Genomic DNA, 16,248 nt, shown 5'->3' with positions numbered 1-16,248 from the left:
CGATCCGGGCCCGTTGACCTGGAGCAGGGGTGGCGCCGCGCCGACTCGGCACCACCCCTGGTCCGTGAAGCCCCGAGGAGGAGCTGTCACGCCGCTCAGCGGCGTCCGCACAGTTTCGGTCGCCCGGCCTGGACTTGGCGAGAGTTGCGTACCGTTGCAACCTGTGAGTCGGCTGCCGCCCGTCGGGGTGCCAGGGGAAGCGGTGCACACGGACCGCCGGGCGGCTTTCGTCGTACGTCCTGTTCGCACGGGGAGGTTCCGGTGGCCGATACCACAGGCAGCACGGCCGGTGTGGCACGCATCTCGGCCATGGACGCGCGGGAGGCCGCGCGTCTGCTCAAGGGAGTACGGGCGGCCGCGCTGGCCGGGGCCCGCCCGCCGGCCGCGCCGAGACCGGAGATCGCCGAGTCCTGGCGCCGGATGATGGCGGGCGGGGTCCACCCGGACCGGGACGCGCGCTCGCGGATGCTGTCGGCCGCCGAGACCGAGGAGCGGCGGCACGTGTCGCCGCTGCGGGAGATCCTTCCGGTCCTGCGCGAGGGGCTGCTGCCCGCGCTGGACGAGACGCTGCACATCATGGTCGTCGCGGACGCGGACGGGCGGCTGCTGTGGCGCGAGGGCCACCGCGCCATCCTGCGCAAGGCGGACCGGCTCGGCTTCGGCGTCGGGGCCGACTGGAACGAGGCCGTGGTCGGTACGAACGGGGTGGGCACCGCCCTGGTGGCCCGGCGGCCCGTGCAGGTGTTCTCCGCGGAGCACTTCGTCTCCAGCCACCACGACTGGACCTGCGCGGGGGCGCCGGTACGGGATCCGCGCGACGGGCGGCTGCTGGGCGTGGTCGACGTCAGCGGGCCGCTGGCGACCATGCATCCGGCGACGCTGGCGTGGGTGACCTCGGTGGCCCGGCTCGCGGAGCGGGAGCTGCGGATCCGTCACCTGGAGTCGCTGGAGCGGCTGCGGGCGACGGCCGCCCCGCTGCTGGCCCGGCTGCCCGGGCGGGCGCTGGTCGTGGACCCGAACGGCTGGACGGCGGCGGTGACGGGGCTGGCCCCCGCGGACCGGATCCCGCTGCCGAAGACCTTCGGGCCGGGCCGGGTGTGGGTGCCGCGGCTCGGCCACTGCGTGGTGGAGCCATTGCCCGGCGGCTGGCTGCTGCGGGTCGCGCAGGAGCGTACGAGCACGGCCGCGACCCGGATCGTCCTGGACCTGAGCCGGCCGGGTTCCTGGTCGGCGACGGTGTACGGGGCCTCCGGCAGCTGGGCGCACGAGCTGAGCCCGCGCCACGCGGAGCTGCTGTTCCTGCTGGCGGAAAGCCCGCGGGGGCGCTCGGCGGCGGAGCTGGCCACGGAGCTGTTCGGGGATCCGGCGCGCACGGTGACGGTCCGCGCGGAGCTCTCGCGCGTACGCCGCCACCTCGCGGGCGTGCTGGCCCACCGGCCGTACCGCTTCGCCCAGGACGTGGAGGTGGAGCTGATCCGCCCCCAGGACCCGGCCGCGCTGCTCCCGCACTCCACCGCCCCGGCGGTGGTCCGGGCCCGCCTGGGGTACGGGGGGCCGGGCATGGTTCCCTGAAGTGCATGAGCACCATCACCCTCACCACCTGGTCCCTGGAAATGACCTCCCCGGCGGAGCTGGTCCCGGCGGTCCCGCCGGGTCCGGAGGTCACGATCTCCCGGGCGGAGGTCCCCTCCCCCGAGTTCAGCCGCTTCCTGTATGCGTCCGTGGGCGGTGACATCCACTGGACGGACCGGCTCGCGCTGACCCGCGCGCAGTGGGTGGAGCAGCTGGGCCGGCCGGGGGTGGAGACGTGGGTGGCGTACGACCGGGGCACGCCGGCGGGTTACGTCGAGCTCGACCCGCAGGACGCCGGGGTGGTGGAGATCATGTACTTCGGGCTGATCCCGGACTTCCGCGGCCGCCGGATCGGCGGGCACCTGCTGTCGGTGGGCGTCGCCCGCGCCTGGTCCCTCGCGGAGCGCTGGCCCGAGCGGGAGCCGACCCGCCGGGTGTGGCTCCACACGTGCAGCCAGGACGGTCCGACGGCGATGGACAACTACCTCAAGCGCGGCTTCAAGCTCTTCCGGACGGAGACCTCCCAGAAGGAAGCCGCCCCGACCCCGGGACCCTGGCCCGGCGCGTAAGACGTGTGACCGCCGTCACCCATCCCACGATCCGGGACGACTTCGTCCGGATCGTGGACAGTAGTGGACTCCTCCAAGACGCCCATGACACGCTTCCGCCATGAATGGAGCTGGAATTGCCTTGGTGAGTCGGCGGCACGTCGACCTCGGCCGCATGTCCAGCGCCATCTGTCCGGCCCGCTGAACGAACCAGCCACGCCGCACATCGACGTCGTCCCCGCCGCCGCGGACGCGTCGGTCATCCGCAAAGCCCCCTGAAGGCCGAACACCGCCCCCGCATGCCGGTAACCCCGACATAAGGGCGGAAATCAGCCGCACCTACTCAGAGACTCCCGCGTGACAGGGGCGCGCCGCCGCTCCCCCCTGCCCCCTTGAGCCGTTGAAGAAGGACGTATCCGCCATGGCCGCCACCCCCGAAACGCCCGCAGCCGCTGCCGCCGCGCGCCGCAAGACCGGCCGTCACCGCGGCGAGGGCCAGTGGGCCGTCGGCCACCACACGCCCCTCAACGGCAACGAGCAGTTCAAAAGGGACGACGACGGTCTCAACGTGCGGACGCGCATTGAGACGATCTACTCCCAGCGCGGCTTCGACTCGATCGACCCCAACGACCTGCGCGGCCGCATGCGCTGGTGGGGCCTCTACACCCAGCGCAAGCCCGGGATCGACGGCGGCAAGACCGCGATCCTGGAGCCGGAGGAGCTGGACGACAAGTACTTCATGCTGCGCGTACGCATCGACGGCGGCCGGCTGACCACCGAGCAGCTGCGCGTCATCGGCGAGATCTCCGAGGAGTTCGCGCGCGGCACCGCCGACCTCACCGACCGCCAGAACGTGCAGTACCACTGGATCCGGATCGAGGACGTCCCGGAGATCTGGCGCCGCCTGGAGGCCGTCGGCCTGTCCACCACCGAGGCCTGCGGTGACACGCCCCGCGTCATCCTCGGTTCGCCCGTGGCCGGCATCGCCCAGGACGAGATCATCGACGGCACCCCCGCCATCGACGAGATCTACCGCCGCATCGTGGGCAACCCCGACTTCTCGAACCTGCCCCGCAAGTTCAAGTCCGCCGTCTCCGGCTCGCCGCTGCTCGACGTGGCGCACGAGATCAACGACATCGCCTTCGTCGGCGTGAACCACCCCGAGCACGGTCCCGGCTTCGACGTCTGGGTCGGCGGCGGCCTGTCCACCAACCCCAAGCTCGGTGTACGCCTGGGTACCTGGGTCTCGCTCGACGAGGTCCCGGACGTGTACGAGGGCGTCATCTCGATCTTCCGCGACTACGGCTACCGGCGTCTGCGCACCCGCGCCCGCCTGAAGTTCCTCGTCGCCGACTGGGGCCCGGCCAAGTTCCGCCAGGTCCTGGAGGACGAGTACCTGGGGCGCAAGCTGACCGACGGTCCCGCGCCCGAGCAGCCGACCGGCCAGTGGCGCGACCACGTCGGCGTGCACCAGCAGCAGGACGGCAGGTTCTACGTCGGCTTCGCGCCCCGTGTCGGCCGCGTCGACGGCGCCACCCTGACCAAGATCGCTGACATCGCCGAGCAGCACGGTTCCGGCCGGCTGCGCACCACCGCCGAGCAGAAGATGATCGTCCTCGACATCGAGGCCGACCGGGTCGACTCGGTGGTCGCGGCCCTGGAGGCGCTGGACCTGCGGGTCAAGCCGTCCCCGTTCCGCCGCGGCACGATGGCCTGCACCGGCATCGAGTTCTGCAAGCTGGCCATCGTCGAGACCAAGGCGCGCGGCGCCTCGCTGATCGACGAGCTGGAGCGCCGCCTGCCGGACTTCGCCGAGCCGCTCACCATCAACATCAACGGCTGCCCGAACGCCTGCGCCCGTATCCAGGTGGCGGACATCGGTCTCAAGGGCCAGCTGGTCCTGGACGACGACGGCAACCAGGTGGAGGGCTACCAGGTCCACCTGGGCGGCGCCCTCGGCCTGGAGGCCGGCTTCGGCCGCAAGGTCCGCGGCCTCAAGGTGACCTCCGCCGGTCTGCCCGACTACGTCGAGCGGGTCGTCAAGAGCTACGAGGAGCAGCGCGAGGACGGCGAGCGCTTCGCGTCCTGGGTCGCCCGCGCGGACGAGAAGAGCCTGTCGTGAGCGAGCGCGCCGCACCGTTCTACTGCCCGTACTGCGGCGACGAGGACCTGTTTCCCCACGAGACGGGTCACGGCGCCTGGGAATGCAGGGCCTGCAATCGAGCCTTCCAGCTGAAGTACCTCGGGCTGCTGGCCCGGGGCGTTCGGTCCGACACCGCTGGAGGGGACGAGATATGACCACCACTCAAGACGCCGGTCTGAGCGCCGCGGCCGCCCGGGCCGCGACGCTCAAGAGCCTGGCCGAGCAGGCCGGCCGGGACCTGGAGGACGCCTCCGCGCTGGAGGTCCTCACCTGGGCGGCGCAGACCTTCGGGAAGAAGTTCGCCGTGACCTCCTCGATGGAGGACGCGGTCGTCGCCCACCTGGCCTCCCGCGCCTTCCCCGGCGTGGACGTGGTCTTCCTCGACACGGGCTACCACTTCGAGGAGACGATCGGCACCCGCGACGCGGTCGAGGCCGTGATGGACGTCAACGTCATCACCCTCACCCCGCGCCAGACGGTGGCCGAGCAGGACGCGCAGTACGGCCCGAAGCTGCACGACCGCGACCCGGACCTGTGCTGCGCGCTGCGCAAGGTCAAGCCGCTGGAGGAGGGCCTGACCGCGTACGACGCGTGGGCGACGGGCCTGCGCCGCGACGAGTCCCCGACCCGGGCGAACACCCCGGTGGTCGGCTGGGACGAGAAGCGGCAGAAGGTCAAGATCTCGCCGATCGCCCGCTGGACCCAGGACGACGTGGACGCCTACGTCGCCGAGCACGGCGTCCTCACCAACCCGCTGCTGATGGACGGGTACGCCTCGGTCGGCTGCGCCCCCTGCACCCGCCGCGTGGCGCAGGGCGAGGACGCCCGGGCCGGCCGCTGGGCCGGTCGCGGCAAGACCGAGTGCGGACTGCACGGCTGATGACGACGAGCGAAGAACGTACGGAGACGAAGCAGATGAGCGTGAGCGACCAGGGCGCCACCGTGTGGCTGACCGGGCTGCCGAGCGCGGGCAAGACCACCATCGCCTACGCGCTGGCCGAGCGGCTGCGCGCCGAGGGCCACCGCGTGGAGGTGCTCGACGGGGACGAGATCCGCGAGTTCCTCTCCGCCGGCCTCGGATTCACCCGCGAGGACCGGCACACCAACGTGCAGCGGATCGGCTTCGTCGCCGAACTCCTCGCGAGCAACGGCGTCAAGGCGCTCGTGCCGGTGATCGCGCCGTTCGCGGACAGCCGTGAGGCCGTCCGCAAGCGGCACGCGGCCGCGGAGACGAACTACCTGGAGGTCCACGTGGCCACCCCGGTGGAGGTCTGCTCCGAGCGTGACGTGAAGGGCCTGTACGCCAAGCAGGCGGCGGGCGAGATCTCCGGTCTGACCGGGGTCGACGACCCGTACGAGGCACCGGAGTCCCCGGACCTCCGTATCGAGTCGCACACGCAGACCGTGCAGGAGTCGGCTTCGGCCCTGCACGCGCTGCTCACCGAGAGGGGTCTGGCATGACCACGGTCGCCCACCTGCACGAAGCTGCGGACAATCAAGAGGGCTCCGCGCCGTACGCGCTGTCGCACCTCGACGCCCTCGAGTCCGAGGCCGTGCACATCTTCCGCGAGGTGGCGGGCGAGTTCGAGAAGCCGGTGATCCTCTTCTCCGGCGGCAAGGACTCCATCGTCATGCTGCACCTGGCGCTGAAGGCGTTCGCGCCGGCGCCGGTGCCCTTCACGCTGCTGCACGTCGACACGGGCCACAACTTCCCCGAGGTGCTGGAGTACCGCGACCGCACGGTGGCGAAGCACGGACTGCGCCTGCACGTGGCGTCCGTGCAGGACTACATCGACGCGGGCAAGCTGCGCGAGCGTCCGGACGGCACCCGCAACCCGTTGCAGACCGTCCCGCTGACCGAGGCGATCCAGCAGCTGAAGTTCGACGCCGTCTTCGGCGGCGGCCGCCGCGACGAGGAGAAGGCCCGCGCCAAGGAGCGGGTGTTCAGCCTGCGCGACGAGTTCTCCCAGTGGGACCCGCGCCGCCAGCGCCCCGAGCTGTGGCAGCTCTACAACGGCCGCCACGCCCCCGGCGAGCACGTGCGCGTCTTCCCGCTCTCCAACTGGACCGAGCTGGACGTGTGGCAGTACATCGCCCGCGAGGGCATCGAGCTGCCGGAGATCTACTTCGCCCACGAGCGCGAGGTCTTCCTCCGCAACGGCATGTGGCTGACGGCCGGCGAGTGGGGCGGGCCGAAGGAGGGCGAGACGCCCGAGACGCGTCTCATCCGTTACCGCACCGTCGGTGACATGTCGTGCACCGGCGCCGTCGACTCCGACGCCGCCACGCTGGACGCCGTGATCGCCGAGATCGCCGTCTCCCGCCTCACCGAGCGGGGTGCCACCCGCGCCGACGACAAGATGTCCGAGGCCGCGATGGAAGACCGCAAGCGCGAAGGGTACTTCTAGACATGACCAGCACCACCGATCAGGTCGCCAACCTGGCCGACCTCGCAGCGACCACCCTGCTGCGCTTCGCGACCGCCGGATCCGTCGACGACGGCAAGTCCACCCTGGTGGGCCGGCTCCTGCACGACTCCAAGTCGGTCCTGACCGACCAGATGGAGGCCGTCGAGGCGGTCTCCGCGGCCCGCGGCCAGGAGGCCCCAGACCTCGCGCTGCTCACCGACGGCCTGCGGGCCGAGCGGGAGCAGGGCATCACCATCGACGTCGCGTACCGCTACTTCGCCACCGCGCGCCGCCGGTTCATCCTCGCGGACACCCCGGGGCACGTGCAGTACACCCGCAACATGGTCACCGGCGCCTCCACCGCCGACCTGGCCGTGGTGCTCGTCGACGCCCGCAACGGCGTGATCGAGCAGACCCGCCGGCACGCGGCCGTCGCGGCGCTGCTGCGCGTCCCGCACGTCGTGCTGGCCGTCAACAAGATGGACCTGGTGGGCTACGAGGAGTCGGTCTTCGCGGCGATCGCCGAGGAGTTCACCGCGTACGCCTCGGACCTGGGCGTCCCGGAGATCACCGCGATCCCGATCTCGGCCCTGGCCGGCGACAACGTGGTGGAGCCCTCCGCCAACATGGACTGGTACGGCGGCCCGACGGTGCTGGAGCACCTGGAGACCGTCCCCGTCAGCCACGACCTCACGGCCTGCCCGGCGCGCTTCCCGGTGCAGTACGTGATCCGTCCGCAGTCCGCCGAGCACCCCGACTACCGCGGCTACGCGGGCCAGATCGCCTCCGGCGTGCTGCGCGTCGGCGAGGCCGTGACCGTGCTGCCCTCGGGCCGTACGAGCACGATCGTCGGCATCGACGGGCTGGGCGAGAGCGTCGACATCGCCTGGGCCCCCCAGTCGGTGACGCTGCGCCTCGCGGACGACATCGACATCTCGCGCGGCGACCTGATCGCGCCGTCCGCGAGCGCCCCGGCCACCACGCAGGACGTCGAGGCGACGGTGTGCCACGTCGCGGACCAGCCCCTGGCCGTCGGCGCCCGGGTGCTGCTCAAGCACACGACGCGCACGGTCAAGGCGATCGTCAAGGAGATCCCCTCGCGGCTGACCCTCGACGACCTGTCCCAGCACCCGAACCCGGGCCAGCTGGTGGCCAACGACATCGGCCGCGTGGTCGTCCGTACCGCCGAGCCCCTCGCGCTCGACGCGTACGCCGACTCGCGCCGCACCGGCTCCTTCCTGCTGATCGACCCGGCCGACGGTACGACCCTGGCGGCCGGCATGGCGGGCGAGTCCTTCGCCTCCAAGGCCGAGACCACCGTCCAGGCGGACGAGGAAGGGTGGGACTTCTAGACATGTTCGCCGATCTCTACTCCACCTTCGCGAAGGAGGGCGGCCGCGTCGGCAGCGGCGCCCTCGGCAGCGGCCAGGGAGGGGTGGCGCGATGTGCGCGATGACGTACGCGCACCGCTTGCGCGCCCACACCCCCCACGAGCCGTACCCGCCCCTGCTCCGCAAACGAAGACGTGCGTCATGAGATGACCGCGTCACGAGAGGAAGTCCTCCCGTGCCTGCCAACGCCAGCACCCGTACGACCCGTAAGACCCTGCGCCGTGGCGTTGTCGCCGCCGCCGCCCTGCCGCTCCTGATCGGCGTGCTCGCCTCCTGCGGCTACGGCTCCGAGGCCGAGAAGACCGAGGACAAGACGGCCAACGCCGCCGCGACCGACAAGAAGCTCTCCGCCTCCGAGGTCCGCATCGGGTACTTCCCGAACCTGACCCACGCCACCGCGCTGGTCGGCCTCCAGGAAGGCCTGATCCAGAAGGAACTGGGCGGCACCGCGATCAAGCCGCAGGCCTTCAACGCCGGTCCGTCCGAGATCGAAGCCCTCAACGGCGGCTCTCTCGACATCGGCTTCATCGGCCCCTCGCCGTCGATCAACGGCTACGTGAAGTCCAAGGGCACCAACCTGCGGATCATCTCCGGCTCCGCCTCCGGCGGCGTCAAGCTGGTCGTGAACCCGGACAAGATCAAGACCCTGGACGACCTCAAGGGCAAGAAGATCGCCACCCCTCAGAAGGGGAACACGCAGGACGTCGCCTTCCTCAACTGGATCGCCGAGAAGGGCTGGAAGGTCGACCCGGAGTCCGGCAAGGGTGACGTCTCCGTCGTCCGCACCGACAACAAGGTCACCCCGGACGCCTTCAAGCAGGGCTCCATCGACGGCGCCTGGGTGCCGGAGCCCACGGCCTCCAAGCTCGTCTCCGAAGGAGCCGCGGTCCTCCTCGACGAGACCGACCTGTGGCCCGAGAAGAAGTTCGTGATCACGAACGTCATCGTGTCGCAGAAGTTCCTCAAGGAGCACCCGGACGTGGTCGAGGCCGTGCTGCGCGGCACGGTGAAGACCAACGAGTGGATCCACGCCAACCAGGACAAGGCGAAGGCCTCCGCGAACGCCAAGCTCGCGGCCGAGGGCGGCAAGCCGCTCGACGCGAAGGTCATCGACCCGGCGTGGCCGAGCTTCTCGGTCACCGACGACCCGCTGGCCGCGACGCTGAAGACGCAGGCCGACTACGCGGTCAAGGCCAAGCTCATCGAGCAGCCCGACCTGACCGGCATCTACGACCTGACTCTCCTGAACAAGGTCCTGAAGGCCGCGGGCAAGTCCGAGGTCTCCGACGCCGGTCTCGGCGTCAAGTAACCCCGTAATCCCGCAATCCAGGAGGTGACGACCATGGCCACCACGCTCGCCAAGGCTGCCGAGGGCACCGTAGCGGAGCTGACGCACGCCGCCCGCATCGCGCACGTCTCGAAGTCCTTCTCCGGCCCGGCCGGATCGCAGCTCGTCCTGGACGACATCAGCCTCGATGTCGCTCCCGGCGAGTTCGTCACCATCCTGGGCGCCTCGGGGTGTGGAAAGTCCACCCTGCTGAACCTGGTCGCGGGTCTGGACGAGCCGTCCGCGGGGTCCATCGAGACCCCCGGCGGCCGTCCGGCGCTCATGTTCCAGGAGCACGCCCTCTTCCCGTGGCTGACCGCGGGCAAGAACATCGAACTCGCCCTGCGCCTGCGCGGGGTGGCCAAGGCCGACCGCAGGCCGGAGGCCGAGCGGCTGCTGGAGCTGGTCCGCCTCGGCGGCGCGTACGGCAAGCGCGTCCACGAGCTGTCGGGCGGCATGCGCCAGCGCGTGGCGCTGGCCCGGGCCCTCGCCCAGGACAGCCAGCTGCTGCTGATGGACGAGCCGTTCGCCGCGCTCGACGCCATCACCCGCGACGTACTGCACGGCGAGCTCACCCGGATCTGGGCAGAGACGAACCTGTCCGTCCTCTTCGTGACCCACAACGTGCGCGAGGCCGTCCGCCTCGCCCAGCGCGTGGTCCTGCTCTCGTCCCGGCCCGGCCGGGTCGCGAAGGAATGGACCGTGGGCATCCCGCAGCCGCGCCGCATCGAGGACGCGGACGTCGCGGAACTGTCCCTTGAGATCACTGAACACCTGCGTGGGGAGATCCGCCGCCATGGCCAGCACTGACATCAAGCCCAAGGGCAAGGCCGACGGCACGGACGACCTCGCGGGGCTGGAGGCGGGCCTGGACGCGCTCGACGCGGTCCAGACCCACCGCACCCCGGTCCGCGAGGTCCTCGTCAAGAAGGTCCTGCCCCCGGTGCTGGCCGTCGGCCTCGTGCTGGCGGTCTGGCAGATCCTCGTCGCGGCGGAGGTCACCGACCAGACCAAGCTCCCGGCGCTGTCCGCGGTCTGGGACAGCCTGTCCGACATGTGGCTCAAGGGCACGCTGCTGGAGGTCATCTGGACCAGCGTCTCCCGCGGCCTGCTCGGCTTCCTCCTGGCCCTGGCCATCGGCACCCCGCTCGGTCTGCTGGTCGCCCGCGTGAAGTTCGTGCGCGCGGCGATCGGCCCGATCCTCCAGGGCCTGCAGTCCCTGCCCTCGGTCGCCTGGGTCCCGCCGGCGGTGCTCTGGTTCGGCCTGAACGACGCGATGATGTTCACGGTGATCCTGCTGGGCGCCGTCCCGTCCATCGCCAACGGCCTGGTCTCCGGCATCGACCAGATCCCGCCGCTGACCCTGCGCGCCGGCCGCACCCTGGGCGCCACCGGCCTGAGCGGCGCCCGGCACATCGTCATGCCGGCCGCGCTGCCCGGCTACCTGGCCGGCCTGAAGCAGGGCTGGGCCTTCTCGTGGCGCTCCCTGATGGCCGCCGAGATCATCGCCAGCTCCCCCGACCTGGGCCTCGGCCTCGGCCAGCTGCTGGAGAACGGCCGCAACAACATCGACCTGCCCGGCGTGTTCCTCGCGATCATCCTGATCCTGGTGGTCGGCATCGCCATCGACCTGCTCATCTTCAGCCCGATCGAGCGGTGGGTGCTGCGCACCCGCGGCCTGCTGGTCAAGAGCTGAGCCCGGTGTCCCCCGCCCCCGCACTCCTGGTCATAGCCCACGGCAGCCGCGACCCGCGGCACGCCGCGACCGTGCACGCCCTGGTGGCGCGGGCACGGACGCTGCGGCCCGGACTGCGGGTGGAGACGGCCTATCTGGACTTCACCACCCCGTCGGTGGGTCAGGCCCTGTCCGCCCTCTACCTCAGCGGGGTACGGGACGTGGTAGCGCTGCCGCTCCTGCTCACCCGGGCCTTCCACGCGAAGTCCGACATCCCGGCGGCGCTGGCCGAGTCGGCCGCGCGCCTGCCGGGGCTCTCGGTGCGGGTGGCCGACGTCCTCGGCCCGTCCCCGCTCCTCCTCTCCGCCCTGGAGCGCCGGCTCGCCGAAGCCGGCCTCACCCCGGCGGACCGTGCCACCACCGCGGTGGTGCTCGCGTCCGCCGGCTCCACAGACCCGGAGGCGATCGCAGTGATCGCTGAAACCGCGCGGGAGTGGCGGCTCACCGGTTGGTGCGCCGTGCGGCCTGCGTTCGCCTCCGCTGCCCTGCCCCGTACGGAGGACGCCGTACGGGCCCTGCGCGCCGAGGGCTTCGCACGCGTGGCGGTGGCCCCCTACGTCATCGCGCCGGGCCGCCTTCCGGACCGCATCGCGGCGGGGGCGGAATCCGCAGGCGCGGACGTCCTGGCAGAGGTCCTGGGCGCGGCCCCTGAACTGGCCCGGCTCCTGCTGCGCCGCTACGACGCGGCCGTCTCGGCCCCGACCCGGCTCCCGGCCCTGACGGCCTGACCCGCCGTTTCCGGAGCCCCGGTATTTCAGCCCCTCCGGCGTTTGAGGAGCGGGGTTCGGGGCGGAGCCCCGGTATTTCAGCCTCGCCGGCGTTTGAGGCGCGGGGGTGCGGGGGCAGCGCCCCCGACAACGGCGCCGCTACGAGCGGGCCGCGGCCTCGTCCGCCAGGGCGGTCAGGTCCGCGATGGACATCGCGCCCGGCGGCAGGCCCTCCCGCGCGAAGATGTTGGCCGCGTGCCGCAGTACGTCGTTCACCGGCGTCGCGACCCCGTGCAGGCGGCCCAGCAGGGAGATCTCCCCGTTGAGGTAGTCCGTCTCCACCGAGCCGGTTCCCCGGGCCAGGCTCTGCCACGACGACCCGCCCCGCACACCCTCCGGCGGGTTCACCTTGCCGTCGCGCGCCAGGGCCTGCTCCGCCTCCGACGCGTACGCGATGCCCGCCGCCGCGAAGGCCGACTTCCCCTCCCGGACGGCCCGGAGCAGCAGCGCGGCCTTGGCCGGGTGGGGCTGCGGCCCGGTCGTCGCCTGGATCGCGTTGCCCAGGTTCCCCAGCAGCTTCGCGTACTTCCACCGCATCACTTCCTCGACCACCGGCGCCTCGAAGCCCGCCTTCCCGAGGTCCGCCGCGACGGCCCGCGCCACCGCGTCCGCGCCGCCCGCCGCCCGGCCCAGGTGCAGGATGCCCGTCAGCGGCGCGCACAGCGCCGAGACCACGCCCGGCTCCAGGAAGGTGGCGGGCAGCCATACGCACACCCCGTACACGCGCGCGAAGCGCCGTAGGGCGAGGCGTTCGCTCTCCACGCCGTTCTGCGCGCACAGCAGCGGCAGCCGCTGGGCCGCCGTACCGCCGCCCGCGACCTCGGCGGCGCCCCACGCGTCGAGCGCCGCGATCGCGTCCTGGGTCTTCACGGTCAGCAACAGCACGTCGTCGGGACGCAGTTCGCCGAGCTCCTGCGGTCCGGTGACCACGGGCAGCCGGTGCACCCGCTCCCCGTCGGCCGTCGTGAGGCGCAGCCCGTCGGCCTGCAGGGCCTGCGCGTGCGCGCCGCGGGCGACGAGCACGACCTCGCCGCCCGCCTCCGCGAGCCGTCCGCCGATGGTGGCGCCCACCGCGCCCGCGCCGATGATGATGTACCGCATACCGACGAGCCTGGCACATCCCGCTGACCGCGTTACGGTCGGGGCATGGTGAACGAGGTGTTCGACATCGGTGGGGAGCTGCCCGTCCGGCGGCTCGGCTTCGGCACGGGCGGTCTGGTGGGCCCCGGCTACTGGGGTCCGCGCGGCGAGCGCGCCGCGGCCCGGGGGCTGCTGCGCACCGCGGTGGAGCGCGGGGTCACCCTCATCGACACGGCCGACAACTACGGCCCCGAGCTGGCCGAGGAGCTGATCGCGGAGGCCCTGTACCCGTACGGGGAGCGGCTCGTGGTCGCCACCAAGGGCGGGGTGGTGCGCACCGGGCCCGATCAGTGGCACGTGGCGGGCCGCCCGGAGCAGTTGCGGGAGCAGTGCGAGGCGAGCCTGCGGCGGCTGCGCGTGGACCGCATCGGCCTCTACCAGCTGCACCGCTTCGATCCCGCCGTGCCGATGGCGGAACAGCTGGGCGCCCTGGCCGAGTTGCGGGCGCAGGGCAAGATCCGGCACATCGGCCTGGACACCGTCACCGCCGGGCAGCTCGGGGCGGCCCTGGAGTCGGCCCCGATCGCCTCGGTCCAGAACCCTTACAACCTGCTGGACCGCGGCTCGGCGCCGGTGCTCGCGCTGTGCGAGGCGCGCGGGATCGCCTTCCTCCCGTACTACCCGCTGGGCAGCGGCGCCCTGACCCGCGAGGGCGCGGCCACCGTCACCTCGGTGGCCGCGGCCCACGGCGTCGGCCCGGGCCGGATCGCCCTGGCCTGGCTGCTGCACCACTCGCCCGTCCTGTGCCCCACCCCGGGCACCTCTTCCCCCGCCCACCTGGCCCAGAACCTGGACGCGGCGACGATCCACCTCACGCAGCGGGACCTGGCGCTGCTGGACGCTCTCGCCTGAGCGTGGCCGCACGCCGTGCGTGGCGGCCCGGCCTAGGGGGTCGGACACACCTGCCAGGCGAGGTGGTAGAGGGTACTGACGCTGGCGTCCGTGGAGTCCATGGCCATGAAGCTGGTGGACGCCGGGTTGGACGTGCCCGCATTCACGCGCAGTTCGGTATTGATGTTGAAGTTGCGCTTTTCTCCGCACGGCGCCCAGACCAGATCGGCGTACTCCGTCTTGTCGGTCGCTTGCCAGTTGTCGTTGAGCGGCCCGTTGAACTGATGGGTGCGCCGAGAAGTCTGGGGCATTCCCTGGAAGTAGTAGTTCGCCCGTTCCTGGCCCGAGGCGCCGGGCTGCAGAGACGCGAATCCGCGGTAGTCCGCCTGGACGATGGCATAGGTGAAACCCGACGGTACGTGAACGCGGAGATTCAGCTGGCAGTTCTTGCGGAACGCCGTGGGCGGGGCGCCGGGGCCGACCTGCGCAAGGTACTCACTGTAGGTGACCGTGAAGGCCGTGTTGTCCGGCGCGACGGCCACCTCGGCGGTGCCGTCCGGACAGCCGGATCCGTTCACCGTGGCCAGCTCGATCACGATCTTGTCCGGGGGCGCCGTGATCAGCGGGCCGGGGCCGGCGGCTCCGGCGGGCGCCGCCGTGGCGACCAGCGCGGCGGCCGCGCCGATGGCGAACAGGGTGCGAGACAGGGCATGAGACATCGTTGTCACTCCTGACCATGAGTCGGGTTCCTGCACTCACTCGGTGCCGGACGGTGTCAGACCGCCGTGCAGTCCTTCCACGCGAAGTGGTAGACCGTGCTGACGCTGCCGTCCGCCGAGTCCATGCTCATGAAGTTCAGGGCCTGCGGGCTGGACGTTCCGGCATGAACGCGCAGTTCCGTGTTGACGTTGAGGTTGCGTTCCTCGCCGCACGGCGCCCAGACCAGGTCGGCGTACTCCGTCTGGTCGCTCGCCTGCCAGTTGTCCGTGTAGGGGCCGTGGAACTGGTGGGTCGTGCGGACCGTCTGCGCGGAGCCCTGGAAGTAGTAGCTCGCGCGCTCCTGGCCGAAGGCCCCGCGCTGGAGGTGTGCGAACCCGCGGTAGTCGGCGCGGGCGATGGCGTAGGTGAACCCCTGGGGCACGTGGATGCGGAGGGCGAGTTGGCAGTTCTTGCGGAACTCGGTGCCACCCGCGCCGGCTCCCACCTGGGCGAGGTAGTTGCTGTAGGTGACGGTGAAGGCGGTGTTGTCGGAGGCCGTGGCCACATCGGCCGTCCCCTGCGCACATCCCGAGCCGTTGACTCCGACCACGTCGACCGTAATTCTCCCGGGAGGCGTGGAGGCGACAGGGGAGGAGACATCGGCGTGCGCGGGTGCGGCCACGGCCGATAAAGCCGCCGCCACCGCACCGACGGTCAGTCTGCGGAGCAACATCTTCATTTCTCCCTCATGCGGACCGGCGCTTGTATTGGACATGCACATGCCATCATGAGGAGAGGGGGCCAGGAAGGGTGCGATACGGCCAACGGCCTCCGACCGCATTCGCTGGCCGGTTCCGCGTACGGTCCCGCCCTTGCCCGCCTCCCCCAACAGCCCGCTTCCCGCCGCCTGCGGCCGTCACCGCCACCCGCGGACCGGGAGAATGACCAGAACCACCAGGGCGCGCCCCCCGATCAACCCTGCGTCAGTTCCACGAGCTTGGCCACGGTGTTCCAGTTCCGGGTGGTCGCGTCGATGCCCTTGATCACCGCGGGCTTGGCGAGGGCCTCGGCCAGTTTGGAGCGGCCCAGGCCGTTCGGCGCGTAGAGGTAGAGGACGCGGTCGCCGAGGCGGTACTCCTCGGGGAGGTAGGCGGCCGGGTCGATCGCGGCGAAGCGCTCCGCGCCGGGCTGCTCGGAGAAGAAGGTGGCGTGCAGCTGCCTGCCCTCCAGTTCGGCGGCGGGGAAGGGACAGGCGTCGGCGACGGCGCTCAGGTACGCCCCGTCGACGACCAGGCACCGCACCGGAAAGCCGAAGTGCGCCTCGACGGCCGCCTCCAGCTCCCGGGCGAGCGCCACCGGATCCTGCTGGGCACTGCTGAAGACGGCGTTGCCGCTCTGGAGGTACGTCTGCACGTCGCCGTGGCCGAGCCCCTCCAGCACGGAGCGCAACTGCGCCATCGGGACCTTCTTGCTCCCGCCGACATTGACCCCGCGCAGCAGCGCCGCGTATTTCTTCGCCATGGGGGCAATCTAGACGGCGCCTAGCTAGGCGCTGTCGTCAAAGTAGCGCCGGTCAGGCCCGCGGTGTCCGGTGCCGTGCATCTCAAGGCGGAGGGGGGGGGGGGGGGGGGGAGCGATCCGGGGTCCCCACAACAACGGGAGGGGGGGGGTCGGGGGTTGTGGGGTA

At 71.7% G+C, this 16,248-nt stretch carries 18 protein-coding genes; 14 read left to right on the top strand and 4 right to left on the bottom strand.

Annotated features, from left to right (window positions below):
- Positions 1-309: 309 nt before the first annotated feature.
- The 13 genes from AC07DU_RS26595 to AC07DU_RS26535 all read left to right on the top strand — a co-directional run bounded on the left by AC07DU_RS26595 (position 310) and on the right by AC07DU_RS26535 (position 11,852).
- The gene (locus AC07DU_RS26595) at positions 310-1,572 is read left to right on the top strand and encodes a GAF domain-containing protein (RefSeq protein ID WP_479114135.1); all 1,263 of its coding nucleotides are present in this window, start codon (positions 310-312) and stop codon (positions 1,570-1,572) included.
- A 5-nt stretch (positions 1,573-1,577) separates the two neighbouring features.
- The gene (locus tag AC07DU_RS26590; RefSeq protein WP_479114025.1) at positions 1,578-2,141 is read left to right on the top strand and encodes a GNAT family N-acetyltransferase; all 564 of its coding nucleotides are present in this window, start codon (positions 1,578-1,580) and stop codon (positions 2,139-2,141) included.
- 100 nt (positions 2,142-2,241) lie between these two features.
- A complete protein-coding gene (locus tag AC07DU_RS26585) occupies positions 2,242-2,325 on the top strand; it encodes a putative leader peptide (RefSeq protein ID WP_312847410.1) in 84 nt (27 codons plus the stop codon).
- A 216-nt stretch (positions 2,326-2,541) separates the two neighbouring features.
- On the top strand, positions 2,542-4,242 hold the full coding sequence (locus AC07DU_RS26580) for a nitrite/sulfite reductase (protein WP_479038984.1): 1,701 nt from the start codon (positions 2,542-2,544) through the stop codon (positions 4,240-4,242).
- Positions 4,239-4,418 (top strand): hypothetical protein, encoded by a 180-nt coding sequence (locus tag AC07DU_RS26575; RefSeq protein ID WP_360896096.1) that lies wholly within the window; start codon positions 4,239-4,241, stop codon positions 4,416-4,418. The genes AC07DU_RS26580 and AC07DU_RS26575 overlap by 4 nt, the downstream gene beginning before the upstream one ends.
- A complete protein-coding gene (locus AC07DU_RS26570) occupies positions 4,415-5,143 on the top strand; it encodes a phosphoadenylyl-sulfate reductase (RefSeq protein ID WP_360896099.1) in 729 nt (242 codons plus the stop codon). The genes AC07DU_RS26575 and AC07DU_RS26570 overlap by 4 nt, the downstream gene beginning before the upstream one ends.
- A gap of 35 nt (positions 5,144-5,178) precedes the next feature.
- A complete protein-coding gene (gene cysC / locus AC07DU_RS26565; protein ID WP_453288392.1) occupies positions 5,179-5,724 on the top strand; it encodes an adenylyl-sulfate kinase in 546 nt (181 codons plus the stop codon).
- Positions 5,721-6,671, top strand: a complete 951-nt coding sequence (gene cysD, locus AC07DU_RS26560) for a sulfate adenylyltransferase subunit CysD (RefSeq protein ID WP_360896102.1) — start codon at positions 5,721-5,723, stop codon at positions 6,669-6,671. Before cysC ends, cysD begins: the two co-directional genes overlap by 4 nt.
- Positions 6,672-6,673: 2 nt before the next feature.
- Positions 6,674-8,023 carry a sulfate adenylyltransferase subunit 1 gene (locus AC07DU_RS26555; protein ID WP_360896105.1) on the top strand — a complete coding sequence of 450 codons (1,350 nt, stop codon included), beginning with the start codon at positions 6,674-6,676 and terminating at the stop codon, positions 8,021-8,023.
- 214 nt (positions 8,024-8,237) lie between these two features.
- Positions 8,238-9,371 (top strand): ABC transporter substrate-binding protein, encoded by a 1,134-nt coding sequence (locus tag AC07DU_RS26550; protein ID WP_360896108.1) that lies wholly within the window; start codon positions 8,238-8,240, stop codon positions 9,369-9,371.
- 33 nt (positions 9,372-9,404) lie between these two features.
- Positions 9,405-10,199, top strand: a complete 795-nt coding sequence (locus AC07DU_RS26545) for an ABC transporter ATP-binding protein (protein ID WP_360896111.1) — start codon at positions 9,405-9,407, stop codon at positions 10,197-10,199.
- Complete coding sequence (locus tag AC07DU_RS26540; RefSeq protein WP_453374649.1) at positions 10,186-11,085, top strand: ABC transporter permease; 900 nt, start codon at positions 10,186-10,188, stop codon at positions 11,083-11,085. The genes AC07DU_RS26545 and AC07DU_RS26540 overlap by 14 nt, the downstream gene beginning before the upstream one ends.
- Positions 11,086-11,090: 5 nt before the next feature.
- On the top strand, positions 11,091-11,852 hold the full coding sequence (locus AC07DU_RS26535; RefSeq protein WP_479038998.1) for a sirohydrochlorin chelatase: 762 nt from the start codon (positions 11,091-11,093) through the stop codon (positions 11,850-11,852).
- Between the two features lie 138 nt (positions 11,853-11,990).
- On the opposite strand, the gene AC07DU_RS26530 is transcribed toward AC07DU_RS26535, so the two are convergent.
- Positions 11,991-12,992 carry a ketopantoate reductase family protein gene (locus tag AC07DU_RS26530; protein ID WP_479114022.1) on the bottom strand — a complete coding sequence of 334 codons (1,002 nt, stop codon included), beginning with the start codon at positions 12,990-12,992 and terminating at the stop codon, positions 11,991-11,993.
- A 45-nt stretch (positions 12,993-13,037) separates the two neighbouring features.
- Between AC07DU_RS26530 and AC07DU_RS26525 the strand changes: the two genes are divergently transcribed.
- Complete coding sequence (locus AC07DU_RS26525) at positions 13,038-13,883, top strand: aldo/keto reductase (RefSeq protein WP_479114020.1); 846 nt, start codon at positions 13,038-13,040, stop codon at positions 13,881-13,883.
- A 32-nt stretch (positions 13,884-13,915) separates the two neighbouring features.
- Here the strand turns inward: AC07DU_RS26525 and AC07DU_RS26520 are convergent, their stop codons facing one another.
- The 3 genes from AC07DU_RS26520 to AC07DU_RS26510 all read right to left on the bottom strand — a co-directional run bounded on the left by AC07DU_RS26520 (position 13,916) and on the right by AC07DU_RS26510 (position 16,082).
- Positions 13,916-14,581 carry a DUF4360 domain-containing protein gene (locus tag AC07DU_RS26520; RefSeq protein ID WP_479114018.1) on the bottom strand — a complete coding sequence of 222 codons (666 nt, stop codon included), beginning with the start codon at positions 14,579-14,581 and terminating at the stop codon, positions 13,916-13,918.
- 56 nt (positions 14,582-14,637) lie between these two features.
- Positions 14,638-15,294 carry a DUF4360 domain-containing protein gene (locus tag AC07DU_RS26515; RefSeq protein WP_360896123.1) on the bottom strand — a complete coding sequence of 219 codons (657 nt, stop codon included), beginning with the start codon at positions 15,292-15,294 and terminating at the stop codon, positions 14,638-14,640.
- Between the two features lie 239 nt (positions 15,295-15,533).
- Positions 15,534-16,082 (bottom strand): DUF1697 domain-containing protein, encoded by a 549-nt coding sequence (locus AC07DU_RS26510; protein WP_479114017.1) that lies wholly within the window; start codon positions 16,080-16,082, stop codon positions 15,534-15,536.
- Between the last annotated feature and the right edge of the window lie 166 nt (positions 16,083-16,248).

It is taken from the genome of Streptomyces sp. NPDC045695 (assembly GCF_056432025.1).
The sequence above is the reverse complement of the archived record's forward strand: the minus strand, read 5'-3'. Positions and strand labels throughout refer to the sequence as shown.

Excerpts from the sequence above, each read along its gene's own strand:
- AC07DU_RS26595 (WP_479114135.1), top strand. The coding sequence starts at position 310 with ATGGACGCGCGGGAGGCCGCGCGTCTGCTCAAGGGAGTACGGGCGGCC.
- AC07DU_RS26590 (WP_479114025.1), top strand. The coding sequence starts at position 1,578 with ATGAGCACCATCACCCTCACCACCTGGTCCCTGGAAATGACCTCCCCG.
- AC07DU_RS26585 (WP_312847410.1), top strand. The coding sequence starts at position 2,242 with ATGAATGGAGCTGGAATTGCCTTGGTGAGTCGGCGGCACGTCGACCTC.
- AC07DU_RS26580 (WP_479038984.1), top strand. The coding sequence starts at position 2,542 with ATGGCCGCCACCCCCGAAACGCCCGCAGCCGCTGCCGCCGCGCGCCGC.
- AC07DU_RS26570 (WP_360896099.1), top strand. The coding sequence starts at position 4,415 with ATGACCACCACTCAAGACGCCGGTCTGAGCGCCGCGGCCGCCCGGGCC.
- cysC (WP_453288392.1), top strand. The coding sequence starts at position 5,179 with ATGAGCGTGAGCGACCAGGGCGCCACCGTGTGGCTGACCGGGCTGCCG.
- cysD (WP_360896102.1), top strand. The coding sequence starts at position 5,721 with ATGACCACGGTCGCCCACCTGCACGAAGCTGCGGACAATCAAGAGGGC.
- AC07DU_RS26555 (WP_360896105.1), top strand. The coding sequence starts at position 6,674 with ATGACCAGCACCACCGATCAGGTCGCCAACCTGGCCGACCTCGCAGCG.
- AC07DU_RS26545 (WP_360896111.1), top strand. The coding sequence starts at position 9,405 with ATGGCCACCACGCTCGCCAAGGCTGCCGAGGGCACCGTAGCGGAGCTG.
- AC07DU_RS26540 (WP_453374649.1), top strand. The coding sequence starts at position 10,186 with ATGGCCAGCACTGACATCAAGCCCAAGGGCAAGGCCGACGGCACGGAC.
- AC07DU_RS26530 (WP_479114022.1), bottom strand. The coding sequence starts at position 12,992 with ATGCGGTACATCATCATCGGCGCGGGCGCGGTGGGCGCCACCATCGGC.
- AC07DU_RS26525 (WP_479114020.1), top strand. The coding sequence starts at position 13,038 with ATGGTGAACGAGGTGTTCGACATCGGTGGGGAGCTGCCCGTCCGGCGG.
- AC07DU_RS26520 (WP_479114018.1), bottom strand. The coding sequence starts at position 14,581 with ATGTCTCATGCCCTGTCTCGCACCCTGTTCGCCATCGGCGCGGCCGCC.
- AC07DU_RS26515 (WP_360896123.1), bottom strand. The coding sequence starts at position 15,294 with ATGTTGCTCCGCAGACTGACCGTCGGTGCGGTGGCGGCGGCTTTATCG.
- AC07DU_RS26510 (WP_479114017.1), bottom strand. The coding sequence starts at position 16,082 with ATGGCGAAGAAATACGCGGCGCTGCTGCGCGGGGTCAATGTCGGCGGG.